The following is a 14,994-nucleotide window of genomic DNA, read 5'->3' as shown; positions in this document are numbered from 1 at the left end:
CAGCGCCTTATTCCTGCCGCCATGTCGTGCCTCCGGGGCCATCTTCGAGAATGACTCCAGCGGCCGTCAATTCCTGCCGAATCCCATCGGCACCGGCGAAATCGCGGGCCAGCCGCGCCGCGGTGCGCGCGGCGATACGCTCCTCAATCCAGTGGGTATTCATCTCATCGCCGCGGAGAAAATCCTCTGCGTCTTGTTGCAGCAAGCCCAGCACTCCCGCCAGTTCCCGTAATAAGGCAGCCAGCGGTGCAGCAACTTCACTGCCCTCATCCCGCAGGCGATTAATCTCGCGGGTCAAGTCAAAGAGCACCGCCAGAGCCGCTGGTGTATGAAAGTCATCACTCATGGCAGTATGAAAACGCTCCCGCCACTCGCTACCCAGCTCCGCCACGATCTTGCGCCCGGGCATCCCGCGCAGAACGGTATAGAGCCGGGTGAGGCCGGCCTTGGCCTGCTCCAGCGCCTCTTCCCCATAGTTCAGCGGACTGCGGTAATGGCTGGACAGGATGAAAAAGCGCAGCACCTCGCCCGAATAACGGGGCAAGAGTTCCCGTACCGTGAAGAAATTATTCAGGGACTTGGACATTTTCTCGTCGTTGATGCGGACAAAACCATTGTGCATCCAGTAATGGGCAAAAGCGCAGCCCGCGCCCTGTGACTGAGCGATTTCATTCTCATGATGCGGGAATTGCAGATCCGCACCACCACCATGAATATCAAAGGCACAGCCCAGGGCATCGGCGGACATGGCGGAACATTCGATATGCCAACCGGGCCGTCCTTCTCCCCAGGGGGAGGCCCAGGACGGCTCGCCGGGCTTGGCCGCCTTCCACAGGGCAAAGTCCAGAGGATCACGCTTGTCTTCACCAATATCCACCCGCGCGCCCGACGTCAACTCGTCAATGGATTTGCCGGACAAACGCCCGTATTCCGGGAAGCTGCGCACCGCGTAGTACACATCGCCATTGGCCGCCGCATAGGCATGCCCGCTGTTGATGAGTTCGCCGATCAGGGTTTGCATGGCACCCACGTGCTCCGTCGCCCGCGGTTCCAGATCAGGGCGCCGGCAGAGCAACGCCGCCTCATCTTCGTGCATGGCGTCGATGAAGCGTGCCGTGAGAGACTGGATCGATTCGCCACACTCCAACGCCCGACGAATGATTTTATCGTCGATATCGGTGATATTGCGGACGTAAGTCACCTCGTAGTCGCGCTCACGCAGATAGCGCACCACCGTATCAAAGGTGACCATGACCCGGGCATGGCCGAGATGACAGAAGTCGTATACGGTCATCCCGCAGACGTAGAGTCCCACATGATTGGGGCGCAGCACTTCCAACGGCGTTTTACGGCGGCGCAGGGTGTCATAGAGGGTCAGTACCGGCAGGGTGGTCATATTTTCGGCCTCGACAAGCGTTCAGGAGCGTTGGGCAGCGGCATGAAGACGCGTCAACGCGCGCGCTTCACCGATGAGGGGAAGGAGCGCCGCCAGTTCCGGTCCGTGGGTGAGCCCGGTAAGCGCGGCGCGCAGGGGCATGAACAGCGCCTTACCCCGCTGCCCGCTGGCTTGCTGCAAGGCTTTGGTCCAGAGTCGGTAGTCGCCACCTGCGGCCTGCAGCGTCGTCTGGGCAGCGGACCAGAATCCAGGGCTCACACCAATGATAGCCTCAGCGGCCTCAGCGGCCATTACGGGGGTGGCAAAGCAGCGCTCAGCCCAATCCAGCGCATCGGCGGGCAGCACAATATTGGCGCGCGCCGCGGCGACAAAAGACATTTCCCGCCCCGTCGGCACTTTGTCCTGCAGATGGGGCGCCAACCAGTTCCAGACGGCGGCATCGTCCAGCGACTGTACCGCTTCGTGCTGCCAATGCTGCAACTGCACCATATCAAAATGGCTGGGCGCCCGACTGATCTGGGTCAGCGCAAAGCCCTGCGCCAGGGCGACACTATCCAGAAAGCCTGTCGCGCTGTAGTGATGCCCCAGACGGGCGAGGTAGTTAAGCACCGCCGCCGGCAAATAGCCGCGATGCTGCAGATCGCGCAGGCTGGTGGCTCCGTGGCGCTTGGACAGAGGTTGGCCGTCGGCACCCAGCAATAAGGGCAGATGGCCGTAGTCCGGCACCGGCAAGCCCAGCGCCTGCAAGATCAGAATTTGCCGGGGAGTATTGGTGAGGTGGTCCTCACCGCGCAAGACCAGATTCACCCCCATCAACGCATCGTCGATCGCGTTGGCAAAGAAAAATGCCGGGCTGCCGTCACTGCGGCGGATGACAAAGTCCCCCAGATCAGCCAATGCATAATGACGCTCGCCCCAAACCAGATCGGGCACGCTGAGGGTGCCTTGGTCGGGAATATGGAAGCGCAGCGTGGGTCGCATACCCGCCGCCTCCCGCGCGGCCCGCGCCTCGGCGCTGAGATACCGACAGCGTCCTCCATAACGTGGTGCTTTCCCCGCCGAACGCTGCACGGCGCGCTCGGCGGCCAGATCATCGGCACTGCAATAGCAGGGGTAAGCCTGTCCGGCCGCCTGCAACTGGGCATAGTACGCATCATAAAGGGCCAGACGTTCCATCTGCCGGTAGGGGCCGTGATCGCCACCACGGTCCGGGCCTTCGTCCCAGTCGATGCCGAACCACTGCAAATCTTCCAGCAAGGCCTTTTCATAGATATCGGGGGAACGCTGCTGATCCGTATCTTCCAGGCGCAAAATAAATGTACCATTCATGCCACGCGCCGCCAGCCAGGCAAAAAGGGCGGTGCGGGCATTACCGAGGTGGAGGTAACCGGTGGGGCTGGGCGCGAAGCGACTCTTGAGATTCATGGTGGTATAGTATTGCGCCATCGGCTGCGTCGCAATGTAAAAACGTGGGCAGGGTATTTCGCAAAGTGCAGACAGGCCAGCATGGACTTTGCTAAGTACTCAACCACACGGGAAGAAACGGCATGGCTCAAGCGAAGACCCCGGGTGCGCGCGCCAAGCAGCCTAAGCGCCACCACTATGGTCGCTGGATTGTACTGATCACCCTGTTGATCCTGATTAATATCGGGATCGGCATCGGCATTTACATCTACCGCATCTGGCAGACCCTACCCCCCGTTCACGAACTCAGTGAATGGCATCCCGACGAACCTCTGCGGATTTACGCCGCCAATGGCGCGCTGCTGCAAGAGGTGGGTCCACAAATGCGCTACGCCCTGCCCCTTGATCAGATTCCGACCAAATTGCAGGATGCTTTCATCTCCGCAGAAAACGCGCGTTTCTTCAGCAACAACCCGTTGTATTATCCGGTCAGCTATCCGGGAATTCTCCGTGCCGCGTTAGTGGATCTTATTCATATGGCGCCAGTGCAGGGCGCCAGCACCATCCCCGAGCAGGTGGCCCGCAACTTTTACCTGACCCCGCAAAAAACCATCTCCCGTAAAATCGCAGAAATCCTTCTGGCGTACAAGCTCGCCCACCACTTTACCCATCAGCAGATTCTTGAGCTTTATCTAAACAAGATTTACCTCGGACAGGGTGCCTACGGTGTACAGGCGGCCGCGCGGACCTACTTCGGGAAAAGCGTCAGCCATCTGACTCTGGGAGAGATGGCCACCATCGCAGGGCTCCCCCCGGCACCCTCCGTGTTGAACCCCGTGGCTAACCCTGACCTCGCCACAAAACGCCGGGCTTATGTGCTCAAGCGCCTGGAAAACCGTGGTTATATCTCCAAGGATGAAGAGGCAAAGGCCAATGCCGAACCTATATTGTCGCGTTATCATACGGCGGCCAGCAATGTTGCCCCCTACGTCACCGACTGGATCGCCAACTGGCTTACTCAGCAATTTGGCAGCGATTTCACCTACCGTTCCGGGCTCAAGGTGTATACCACCATCCTGCCAAAGGATCAGGAAGCAGCGAACAAAGCCGTTGCCATAGGACTGGAAAATTACGATATGGGTTTATCCAGTATGGACCTCAAAAGCTATCGCGGCCCCATCGCGCGCCTCAGCGGGAACGCCCTGCAGACAGCGCTCGCCGGTAAGCGGCCTGATGTATTACCCCCCCATAACCCGGCCAATCTCAAATGGGGCGTCGTGGTCGGTGCCGATGCCAAAAGCGCTACCGTTGCTCTGGAAGGCAAGAAAAATATCACACTGACCTTACGTGATGTGAACTGGGCACGCCCCCACCCTGGCGCGCCCAAACCACGCCTCGTCAACGCGGTGCTGCACAGCGGTGATCTGGTCTGGCTGCGCCCTTATGTACATTCCGTTACGGCAGGGGCAGGCCAGGAATGGGGGGTTAATGTCTGGTCCTCCGCTGGCAGAGATAGCGGTTGGCAACTCTCACAGATCCCCCGGGTACAAGGTGCTCTGGTGAGCCTGGACAGCCACAGCGGGGCAATCCACGCCCTGGTCGGCGGCTTCAGTTATGAGCTCAGCCATTTCGATCGCGCCGTTTTTGCCTATCGGCAACCGGGCTCCGGCTTCAAGCCCTTTGTCTATGCCGCGGCTATGGATGCGCCGGCGTTGCTTGCTTCAGGCAAAAGCAGCTATATGACGCCACAGACGCCGATTCCAGACACTCCCCTGTCCATTACCTTGCCGACAGGACAGGTCTATACGCCGACCAATTATAGCAATAAGTTCTCCAATACTCCGATCCCGGTATGGTCAAACCTGGCTTACTCCCATAACGTGCCCAGTGTTCGCATCCTCATGGACATCGGCATCCCCTACGCAGCGCAGTATGTGCAACGCTTCGGCTTTCCGGCCAAGCAGGTACCGCAAGTACCCTCCATGGTGCTCGGCGCGGGAGATTACAGCCCCTTACAGTTGGCTCGCGCCTATGCGGTCTTCTCCAGCGGCGGTTTTCTGCCTAATCCCTACCTCATCACCAAAATTGTGAATAACCGCGGCACACAAATCTCCCTGCTCAATTGTCCCATGGGTTATACGCCGCCCGCGCAAGAGACCGCCATCCCGCCGGGGGTCGCCTATTTGTTGACCGAGATGATGCAGCAGGTTATCAAGATCGGGACTGGCGTCGCGGCCCAGAGCTTGGGGCGCAATGACATTGCGGGCAAAACTGGCACGACCAACCACGAAAATAATGCCTGGTTTAATGGATTTAGTCCGCACATCACCACCAGTGTCTGGGTGGGTTATGATGACAACCGCACCATGGGTCGCTGGGCGGCCGGGGCCCGTGAGGCATTACCCATCTGGATTCATTTCATGCGGACCGCCATGGCAGGCAGCCCTGCTACCGGTTTCTTCCGACCGCCTTCCGTGACCGGACCTACCATCAGTGGCGGCAGCAATGTTATTGGCGTCAGCGATTATCTGGCGGGCTACCCACCCATTGCCGCGCCTACGGCTTCTACGGAAAGTGGCGCAGCAATGGACCTCGGCGACAAGCTCTTGAACACCATCAAGAACCTTTTCTAAGGTGCCACCACGGCCAGGGGTATGCCGCACCCAAACCAGTTGTCTCCCAAAGCCGCTACTGGTAGCCTGTTAAACTTCTACATCAAGGTAGAGCGATCATGGTGAACGTGTCTGACCGAGGCAATTTGCGGTTTTCACGTTCGCTACCGGAGTCCCGAGCGCATGTCGGTGCCATCATGACGGCTAACTCCCTGGGTGGCGGGGACAATTGAATTTGAAAATCATCCAGAAAATTCCCGCGTTTTTCACCCGTCCCATCACTATACCTCCCTATCGGCGGACCATATTTCTGGTTTTTTACGGGACATTCGTGGGGGTATTGGCTTTTTCCGGATGGTATACCTGGTTCTCCTGGCATCGCTACGAGCAGAACAGTCGGTATCGTCTGACGCTGGAATCCGACATGGTCGCAGCGGTCACGCAAAAGCTGCTGGACGGCCACGCCTCCGGGCTCCAGTTTTTAGGGGTGCAGTTACAGCGCGCTGACGCGCTCCAGCATCCGCGCCGCGCCCGGACGCTCCTGCTCGATTATCAGAAGGCCACCCCGGATATCGCCAGCGCGAATCTCATCGCACCGAATGGCCAGGTCATCGCCTCCACGACCGTACCGGCGGGGAAGCCGCTCCCGGATTTTCGTAACAATCCGGCCATCTGGCCGGGTTTTCAGAAAGTCTTGCAGACACATGGCATGCGGGTCTATCACCCCTTGCGTGGTCCGCTGGTGAGCGATCACTGGGTCATCCGCCTGAGTCGCACGGTGTTTTCCCCGACGGGACAACCCTTGTTTGTGGTGGCCACGCCGCTGCGCTTCAATGGTATTGAAGACTTCCTGAGCCATCTGCCCTTGCGCGCGGGAACGGCGGTCGGTCTGCTCCGGAGTGACTTTTATATTGAAGGGCGCTGGCCCATACCCCAGGGGAATCTCTCCAAGATGCTTGCCCATCCCGTATCCGCAGAAGGAGCCTTGCGGCAAGCCTTGCAGCGTGCCCCTCATGCGCGTCATGGAACTTATGCGGGCGTCGTCGCGGTGGGGGAGCAGGCCTATCGCCTTGGGGCCTTTGCGCGTTTGAGCCATTATCCGTTGACCGCTTTCGTTTCCATCCCCAGGGATCAATGGCTGGCCGCCTGGTGGCGACGACAGATTCAATATCCTCTGATCTTTCTGTTCATCGTTTTGGGATCCGGCCTGGCCGCCTATCGCCGCATCCTCTTCCTGGATCACCGATGGGAGCTGCAGCGCCAAGCCTTCGAGCAGACTCTGACCACGCAGGCTACCCACGATGTCCTGACCGGTCTGCCCAACCGCGATGGTCTGCGGCTGGTGTTTGATCAGGCCTTAGCCCGCACGAAACGGCAGGAGCGACTCCTGGCGGTGGGTTTTCTCGATCTGGATGCCTTCAAGCCGATCAATGACATATACGGCCATGATGCCGGTGACGACCTGCTAAAAGAAATGGCCCGCCGCCTGCAGGACGCCATGCGGCGGACGGATACCGTCGCGCGCCTGGGCGGCGATGAGTTTGTGCTGCTGCTGGAAGGCTTACGCGGTATGGATGAGCTGGATCAGGTCCTGGCCCGCCTCCAGGCCGCGATTGAGCGGCCCTTCAACATCAAGGGGAAGATAGTCAGTATTCAGGCGAGTCTGGGGTTGACGCTCTACCCCTTCGACGAGGGTGACGCTGACTTTCTTCTGCGCCACGCGGACCAGGCCATGTATGCCGCCAAGACGCGCCCCGGCCGGACCAAGGAGGGTTGGGTGCAACTCTATCACCCGGATCTCGGCACCCTCACCATAGGCGACGAAACGTTGCGCCAGGATTTCCTGCGCGCCTTGGCCTGCGGAGCGGTGATCCTGCGCTATCATCCCCTGGTGGCTCTGACGACAGGCCTGGTGGCGGGCATCGAGGCCCTGACCCGATGGAACCGGGAGGATCAGGAGGTCTCCCCCGAGCGGTTCCTTCCTTCCCTGGGCGTGTTGGAACGCCAGGCATTGGGGCGCTTCGTGTTGCAAACGGGGCTGCGGCAGCTTGCGCAGTGGCGGGAGATGGGCCTGGATCTCTTCCTCAGCGTCAACATCACTCCGGAAGAACTCGACAGTCCCGGATTTGCCGATTCGGTCTTTGGCATTCTGGCGGCGTATCCGGGCATCCCCCCGGAGTCCGTGGTGCTGGAGGTGCTGGAGATCGGGGAAATCCTCGAACAGGGGATCGCCCTGGAGCATCTGCAGCGGCTGCGCGGCGCGGGCGTGAAGATTGCGCTGGATGACGTGGGGAGTGCGTACGCCTCCCTCCTGCGACTCAAAAATCTGCCCATTGACGAGATCAAAATCGATCAGGGTTTCATCCGCGAACTGTCGAACAAGCCCCAGGACCTGATCTTTGTCGAGAGTCTCATCAATCTGGGTTTGGGCATGAACGTCATCATCGCGGTGGAAGGCGTGGAAACCGAAGCGCACATCGCCCTCCTGCGCGAGATGGAGGTCGACTATCTCCAGGGGTACGCCATTGCCAAACCGCTGGAGGCGGAAGCGGTGGCGGATTTTGTGCGCACCTTCGTCCTCGGCGCCGGGGATACGGACACGCCGCTGCTGGCCCTGTACCAGCATCTGGGATGGGTGCATACGGCAGAGGAGTCCGCGATGTATCACGCGGGTTACGAGAATACGGAGCTGGCCGCCTGCCCGATCACGACCTGGTTGCACGCCCACGCACTGGAGCTGCCCGGAGTGGATGCCTTGCTGGTCGAGCACGAAGCGGTGCACGCCCTAGGCCGGGAAATCCTTCAGGTACGGCAAAGCGGAACGCGTGAGGAACTCCATCGCCTGCTCGGCCAGTTGCATGAACATAGTCACCGCTTTCAGGAAGGCCTGGGGCAGGCGGTGAAAATCATGCGGGACAACGCAGCGGCCAAGACTGAAGCGCCACCCTAATCGGTAATTCGACGGCGGTGTGACTGCCGCCAGCCCAAAGCGGCCGACAGATCTGGAGACGCCGCCTTGGAAGGCGGACTGGCTGATCGAACCTGACGCCCTGCATGGCCTTGGGCAATACAGTCACCACATCAGGAGCGGATCATGGATAACATCAGCAAAGCGCCCCGCGCCACTTGGCGCCACCCCGTCTGGTCAACCGCCCAGAAGTCCTGTGTGGGCACGGCGCTGGGCAATGGGAAACTCTGGTTCACCACCGGCAAGGGTATCGTCACCGAAGTATTCTACCCGCGCATCGACATCCCCCAGATCCGCGACCTCGGCTTTATCATCGCCGATGGCCAGGGATTCTGGCAGGAATTGAAAACGCTGCCGGAATCACAACTGGAGTTGGAGGATCCCCGCATTCCCCTGCCTGTCATTCGCCATCATCATGAGCGCTTTGATTTCACCCTGAAAATCTGCGCCGATCCGGAGCGCGATGTGCTTTTGCTGGACTTCCGGCTGGAAGGCGATGCGGCGCTGCGGCCTTATCTGCTCTGCGCCGCCCGTCTCGGTGAGGATGCCGAAAACAATCGTGCCTGGGTGGATGATTGGGAGGGTCGACCGGTACTTTGGGCGGAACAGGGTCCATTTGGACTGGCCCTCGCCTGTCGCAACGCTGACGGCCATCCGGCGTTGGAACGCCGCTCGGTGGGCGAGGTTGGCGATAGCGATCTTTGGCAGGATTTTCACCAGAACGGACGGATGCGGTGGGATTATCAGGAGGCCGGCCCGGGTGAGGTCGCACTCGCCAGTCGCCTGCCCCGACAGGGCACGCTGGCCTTAGGTCTTGGCACGAGCAAAGAAGCCGCCGCCACCAACGCCTGGTCCTCCCTGGCCGAGGGCCTTCAGAGTTGCGCCGCAGGCTACGGTGCCGGTTGGAATACCTGGCACCAACGCCATCCGATCCCGCGCAGCTTCGCCAGAAAGTTGCCCGCGGCGGCCAACGCCCTCTACGTTCGCTCGGCCACCGTCCTCAAGGTGCATGAAGACCGCACCTTTCCCGGTGCCCTGGTCGCGAGCCTCTCGATACCCTGGGGCGAGGCCAGCGACAGTCGTGGAGGTTATCATCTGGTCTGGTCACGGGATTTGGTAGAAAGCGCCGGGGCATTGGTGGCCTTGGGCGCCATGAGCGAGGCGCGACAGGTACTCACTTACCTGATCAGCACCCAGCAAGCCGACGGTCACTGGTTGCAGAATCAATGGCTGGGCGGCAAACCCTTCTGGCAGGGTGTGCAGATGGATGAAACCGGATTTCCCGTGCTCCTGGCCTCTCTGCTGCGCCAGTACAAGGCGTTAAACGATATCACCGTCACCGACATGATCACCCGTGCCCTGCGCTTCATCGTCCACGAAGGACCAGTGACCGGGCAGGATCGCTGGGAAGAGGACGGTGGCGTCAATCCCTTCAGCCTGACCGTCGCCATTGCCGCGTTGGTCGAGGGCGCGAACTTCCTCGGCGGTAAAGCCAGCGACTGTGCCCTGATGCTGGCCGATTATTGGAACGCCCGACTGGAAGAGTGGACCTTCGTGCGTGGCACGGACCTTGCGGAACGCTTCCAGGTGCCCGGCTACTATGTGCGTATTACTCCGGCGGACGTCCTGGTGCAGGATGGCGCCCAAAATGAGTGGGTGCTCATCAAAAATCGCGCCCACGACCCCCATCTGCCCGCTGGTGAACAGGTGGCCAATGACTTCCTGCAACTGGTGCGCTACGGACTGCGCAGCGCCGATGATCCACATATCGTGGCGTCGGTCAAAGTCATGGACGGCGTGCTCAAGACCGATACCCCAAGCGGCCCGGTCTGGCACCGCTACAACGGAGATGGTTACGGCGAGCACGCCGATGGCAGCCCATTCGATGGCATTGGCATCGGCCGTGGTTGGCCATTGCTGGTAGGTGAACGAGGTCATTACGCCCTCGCCGCCGGGGAAGATGCCCTGCCCTACATCAACGCCATGGTGGCCATGACCGGCAAGGGCGGCTTGCTCCCGGAACAAGTCTGGGATGCGGCACCCATACCCGAAAAGGGCTTGTTTCCCGGCCACCCCAGCGGCTCGGCCATGCCTCTGATCTGGGCCCATGGCGAGTTCGTCAAACTCTGCCATAGCGCTGTGCAGGGTACGCCGATAGATCGTCCGGCGAATACCTGGAAGCGCTATCAGGGTAAGATTCCGGAAATTGACTACCGGCTCTGGCGCCTGCGCCAGCGACCGCGTCAACTGCTCGCCGGACAAGAACTGCGGGTGTTATTGCAGGCGCCTTTCACCCTGCATTGGGGCACCAATGGCTGGCAATCGGTACAGGACACAGACTCGGAAGACTGGGGCCTCGGCCATGTCGTCCTCTTGCCGGTGCAAAAATTATCGGCCGGAAACAGCGTGCAGTTCACCATCCGCTGGCGCGCCAGCGGCGACTGGCAAGGCGAGGATTTTCATATCGATATTATCGGTGACAGTGCATTGCCGGGAAGCTCTTGACGAAGCCGAGATGGCGGTCGCCGCCATCCAGAAGCAAGGCGGGAAGGCTATGGCGCCGCCTCCGGCACAGCGTTCAGACTTTCCACATAATCCCTCATCACCTGGTCTGCCACCGTCGTGCGCAATGCCACAAGAAGTATAACCAGACTAAATGCAGCAAGTACCGCCATATCCCAGAAAAAAGGTAAAAGGCCTCTGCCACCAAGATTTTGCGGACCAAGGTAGCTACAGATCCACAGACCCGCAAAATAGGGTAACACCCACCACGCATAGCGCCATCCCAGGCTTTGGGCTCGGCGCTCTTTGGCGAGGACGTAATGGTAAACCAAAAAAACCACCATCAAGATGGTCAGCGCGCTGAAGGTGAAACTCAGGGTGTCGAGCCCGGCCCAGAAGATAATCCAATTAGCCACCACAAAAGCTGCCGGGGCGAGAATTTCCGCACCGCGAAGACGAAAAGGACGCACGGCATCGGGCATGGCGCGACGCAACTGCAAGAGTACGATCGGTCCCAGACTATAAGAAAGCACGGTCACCGAAGAAATATATCCCACCAGCTTTTGCCAGGAAGGAAAGGGGAAGAAAAAGAGCGCACCAACCGCATATACTGTCAACAGAGCGATCCAGGGCACACCACGATCGTTAATCCGCGCCAGCCCTCGCGGCGCACTGCCCATTTCTCCTACCGCCATGGTAATACGCGCCGATGAAGTGGTGTAAATGAAGGCTGTACCCGCTGGCGACACCAGGGCATCCACATAGAGGATGACACCCCACCAAGCGGCGCCCACGGCTGCGGCCAATGCCGCAAAGGGTCCAGTAAGCCCGGCGAAAGCCAGGTGCGACCATCCCCCATGCGCCAGATCAGCAGGATTCACCGCCATCAGGAACGCAAACTGCAAGCCCTCATACAGCATGGTGCCAATCAGCACCGAACCGATGACCGCTATGGGAATACTGCGCCCGGGATTCCGGCTCTCCCCCGCCAGATCGATCGCCTGCCGGAATCCGAAAAAAGAAAAGATAATCCCAGCACTGGCCACGGCAGTGAACATGCCCTCCAGGCTCCCCTGGGAATGATGCAATTGCAGGTTCTCGGGATGCCAGGAAAAACTCAACAAGACGCAGACAGTGGCAGCCGGGATAATCAGCTTCCACCAGGTCGCGGCACTATTAAGCAACAGCACCCAGCGAATCACCAGAAAATTGAGAAAGACAAAAACACCCAGCAGCAAAATGGCGACGACAAAACCCCGGTCGCTGAGCACGCCCGCTTCACCGGCGAGAAAACCCGGCAAATAATTATTTGCGTAAGTGAGCACCGCCGTCACTTCGACCGGCGCGATGGAGACGTAGGAAAAAAACAGAATCCAACTCCAGATGCGGCCTAACAACGGCCCATTGCCCAGATGACTGATATGGACAACAGAACCGCTGCGCGGAATCATTGGCCCCAATTCGGCGTACACCAACGCCAACAATAAGATAGCCGTCGCCCCCACCGCCCAGGACCCCAGGCTCAAGGGCCCCGCCTGCTGCGCCGCATGCAGTGGCCCAAACAACCAGCCGGAACCCACTATGGCCCCCAGGCTCGCATAAAGCAGCCCGATCGTCCCCCCTTCCCGCCGCAAATGGCCTGCCGCCATGCCAGAGCTCCCTTTTGAATAGTCTGTGTAAATACCGGTTCTCAGAGGAAGTGTAATGCAATCCTGCAAATCGCCCAATGGCACCACGTTTGTTGTGTCGGCCTGCCCATGGTACAACTAAAACATATTGAACCAATAAACGCTGCTTACCTAGCAAAGGAGAAACGGAGATTGGCAGCCCGTAAAAAAAAGCAAGCCAAATCCGGGCGTGGTCGGTGGGTGATCTTCGGCATCCTGGCGGTCTTGCTCGCCGCCGTCGCCGCGGGTATTGCCCTTAATCTGCCGGTTCATCTGCGCAGAATCAGCCCGCCAGCTGTGACACCGAACCCGGCAGCACCAACGCCTACCCGACGCAACATCGACCTTGGGTCTTATGGCGTCACCGTCACAGACCATGCAGGAAAAATCAAAGCCCTCACTATTCACCCAGTGGCTATCATGCAGGGCAATGGTCCCTGGCAGAACCTTCACCCTTTACAGCGCCAGCTTGACGCACGTATCGCCAACCCCTTCATGGCTTTTCCGGATTTGGCCAGGGTCACCACTTCCACCACCGCCCAGTCCGCACTGGAGCAACAAATTCTGCAAAGCATTGCACCGCTGCTGAAGAGCGCGGAACCAGGCTGGAAAATCATCGGAATACAGTTACGCCCGGCGCTGCAATCTCCACCCCCTGGAGATGCGTGACAAGGCAAAAGGGTTGAAATGAAATATCTGGGTCGCCTGAATCCCCATGATCCGCTTTACACATATCTGCAAGAGCAAATATATCCACAGCTACTCACAGAAGAACGCGCCCATCAGTTTCGGGTATTTCAGCTTCCGGCATCCAATGAGGTTTTTCTCTACGAGGAAACCCATTCACAGCGGAAAGTCATCGGTAAGTTTTTCAACCGAATCGGGAAAGATCCACAACAGGCCTGGGAGCTGGCTCATAACGAATGGCAGCATATGCATACGTTGCGCGACTTAGGCCTCAAAATCGAGCGGCTGTATATTCCGCAACCCCTGGGGATTTCACAGGCTATGAACAGCGTCCTCATCGAGGAATACTGTCCTGGGCAATCGCTCTCCAGCGTCATTGAAGAGAGCATTGAACGCAACGACGCAAAATTATTATATGCACGGCTGACGGATCTTGCCTATTTCCTTGCCAAATTACATAACTGGACTGCGCGCTCTGAAACAGTGCGTTTTGATGCTCACTTTGCTTATTTCGACAAGATCATGGGACGCTTGCAAAGACGCCACCGGATAGCTGCCCGTCAGACCGACGAACTTTATCATTGCCGGGAGCGCTGGCAGCAGATGGGCAGCATGTGGGCAGATCGGCAAGTCCTGATCCATGGCGATGCCACGCCCTCCAATTTTCTCTTCGCCCCGCACCGGCGCACCATCGCCATTGATCTTGAACGTATGCAGTTTGCCGATCGCGCGTATGACCTCGGCATGATTGCCGGGGAAATAAAACATCATTTCATGCGCACCACCCATCATGGAGAACATGCCGAACCATTTATCGGTCATTTTCTCTGGGAATACAGCACCCACTTTCCGGATCGCCATGCGGCTTTTGCATCGATTACTGAGCGAACACCCTTTTATATGGGCATGACCCTGTTACGCATCGCCCGTAATTCCTGGCTTGACTGGCGCTACAGCCAAGTCCTGGTCCACGAAGCCGTTCACATTTTGCGGAGGTAACACCATGTCCATACGCGCCGTCTGTTTAGATCTTTATGGCACCATGATCAACATTGAAACCAATGAGGAAATGGAAGAGGTTTATCGCGGCATTTCCCATTATCTCACGTATCACCGGGTCTTTATGAATCGGCGAGAGGTCCGGGAACGCTACTTCGCCATCATGAAGGAGAAAAAACGCCAATCCACTGAACGATATCCGGAAATAGACGTCGAGGCGATCTGGCACACCTTGCTCATCCAGGAGAACAGCAAACCTGTCAAGGGTCGGGAAAGGCTGGCGAAAGAGTTGGCACGCCTGCACCGTGGCCTCTCCCGCACCCGCCTGGAGCGTTACGATGGCATCAAGCGCACACTGAAAAGTCTGCAGGAAACCTACCGGCTGGCCACCATTTCTGACGCGCAACGCTGCTTCGCCCTCCCCGAAATGCGCGCGATGGGTATTAAGAAATATTTTGATATACGGATTATTTCTGGTGACTATGGTTATCGCAAACCAGACTCCCGATTATTCACCATGGCCGCAGAGCAATTGGAAGTGGCGCCCCATGAAGCCATTTATGTCGGCAATGACATGTATCGGGATATTTACGGCGCCCAGCAGGCGGGGATGAAAACCATCTTTGTGGATTCCAATCAGGGCAGCAAATCCTATAACGATGTGGCGCCCGATTATTATGCGCGGGACTTTTATCAAGTGCTGGATGGCGTCGGGTTTCTCGCGCAAAAGCATGCGGATGACGATGACTGAATTACCGT

Annotated in this window: 9 protein-coding genes; 6 read left to right on the top strand and 3 right to left on the bottom strand. The window is 58.7% G+C overall.

The features are described 5' to 3' along the window. Window positions 1-7: 7 nt before the first annotated feature. Together cysS and gltX are read right to left on the bottom strand one after the other, a co-directional pair. Window positions 8-1,396 carry a cysteine--tRNA ligase gene (gene cysS / locus PJU76_RS04015; RefSeq protein ID WP_271780580.1) on the bottom strand — a complete coding sequence of 463 codons (1,389 nt, stop codon included), beginning with the start codon at window positions 1,394-1,396 and terminating at the stop codon, window positions 8-10. A 21-nt stretch (window positions 1,397-1,417) separates the two neighbouring features. Beyond that, entirely contained in the window at window positions 1,418-2,842 is a 1,425-nt protein-coding gene (gltX, locus tag PJU76_RS04010; RefSeq protein WP_271780579.1) for a glutamate--tRNA ligase, read from the bottom strand. 101 nt (window positions 2,843-2,943) lie between these two features. Here gltX and PJU76_RS04005 point away from each other — a divergent pair, with 101 nt between their 5' ends. The 3 genes from PJU76_RS04005 (at window position 2,944) to PJU76_RS03995 (ending at window position 10,885) form a co-directional block, all read left to right on the top strand. Further along, the gene (locus PJU76_RS04005; protein WP_271780578.1) at window positions 2,944-5,433 is read left to right on the top strand and encodes a penicillin-binding protein 1A; all 2,490 of its coding nucleotides are present in this window, start codon (window positions 2,944-2,946) and stop codon (window positions 5,431-5,433) included. A gap of 208 nt (window positions 5,434-5,641) precedes the next feature. Next, the gene (locus tag PJU76_RS04000) at window positions 5,642-8,362 is read left to right on the top strand and encodes a bifunctional diguanylate cyclase/phosphodiesterase (RefSeq protein WP_271780577.1); all 2,721 of its coding nucleotides are present in this window, start codon (window positions 5,642-5,644) and stop codon (window positions 8,360-8,362) included. A 144-nt stretch (window positions 8,363-8,506) separates the two neighbouring features. Continuing rightward, window positions 8,507-10,885: a glycoside hydrolase family 15 protein gene (locus tag PJU76_RS03995; RefSeq protein WP_271780576.1), complete on the top strand. Its 2,379-nt coding sequence runs from the start codon at window positions 8,507-8,509 to the stop codon at window positions 10,883-10,885. 47 nt (window positions 10,886-10,932) lie between these two features. On the opposite strand, the gene PJU76_RS03990 is transcribed toward PJU76_RS03995, so the two are convergent. After that, on the bottom strand, window positions 10,933-12,531 hold the full coding sequence (locus PJU76_RS03990) for an APC family permease (protein WP_271780575.1): 1,599 nt from the start codon (window positions 12,529-12,531) through the stop codon (window positions 10,933-10,935). 171 nt (window positions 12,532-12,702) lie between these two features. Here PJU76_RS03990 and PJU76_RS03985 point away from each other — a divergent pair, with 171 nt between their 5' ends. Genes PJU76_RS03985 through PJU76_RS03975 form a run of 3 tightly spaced genes read left to right on the top strand, consistent with a single transcriptional unit; the run spans window position 12,703 to window position 14,986 of the window. Continuing rightward, window positions 12,703-13,218 (top strand): hypothetical protein, encoded by a 516-nt coding sequence (locus tag PJU76_RS03985; protein WP_271780574.1) that lies wholly within the window; start codon window positions 12,703-12,705, stop codon window positions 13,216-13,218. A gap of 18 nt (window positions 13,219-13,236) precedes the next feature. Then, window positions 13,237-14,235, top strand: a complete 999-nt coding sequence (locus tag PJU76_RS03980; RefSeq protein ID WP_064218565.1) for an aminoglycoside phosphotransferase family protein — start codon at window positions 13,237-13,239, stop codon at window positions 14,233-14,235. Window positions 14,236-14,239: 4 nt separating this feature from the next. Then, window positions 14,240-14,986: an HAD family hydrolase gene (locus tag PJU76_RS03975; RefSeq protein WP_064218564.1), complete on the top strand. Its 747-nt coding sequence runs from the start codon at window positions 14,240-14,242 to the stop codon at window positions 14,984-14,986. Window positions 14,987-14,994: the final 8 nt, after the last annotated feature.

This window comes from Acidithiobacillus ferriphilus, from assembly GCF_028215975.1.
GTDB lineage: Bacteria > Pseudomonadota > Gammaproteobacteria > Acidithiobacillales > Acidithiobacillaceae > Acidithiobacillus > Acidithiobacillus ferriphilus.
Note: the sequence above shows the minus strand (reverse complement) of the source record. Positions and strands in the feature narration are given on the sequence as shown.

What these genes read in the sequence shown, in the direction of transcription:
- cysS (WP_271780580.1), bottom strand. Translation starts at nt 1,396, where the DNA reads ATGACCACCCTGCCGGTACTGACCCTCTATGACACCCTGCGCCGCCGT.
- gltX (WP_271780579.1), bottom strand. Translation starts at nt 2,842, where the DNA reads ATGGCGCAATACTATACCACCATGAATCTCAAGAGTCGCTTCGCGCCC.
- PJU76_RS04005 (WP_271780578.1), top strand. Translation starts at nt 2,944, where the DNA reads ATGGCTCAAGCGAAGACCCCGGGTGCGCGCGCCAAGCAGCCTAAGCGC.
- PJU76_RS03995 (WP_271780576.1), top strand. Translation starts at nt 8,507, where the DNA reads ATGGATAACATCAGCAAAGCGCCCCGCGCCACTTGGCGCCACCCCGTC.
- PJU76_RS03990 (WP_271780575.1), bottom strand. Translation starts at nt 12,531, where the DNA reads ATGGCGGCAGGCCATTTGCGGCGGGAAGGGGGGACGATCGGGCTGCTT.
- PJU76_RS03980 (WP_064218565.1), top strand. Translation starts at nt 13,237, where the DNA reads ATGAAATATCTGGGTCGCCTGAATCCCCATGATCCGCTTTACACATAT.
- PJU76_RS03975 (WP_064218564.1), top strand. Translation starts at nt 14,240, where the DNA reads ATGTCCATACGCGCCGTCTGTTTAGATCTTTATGGCACCATGATCAAC.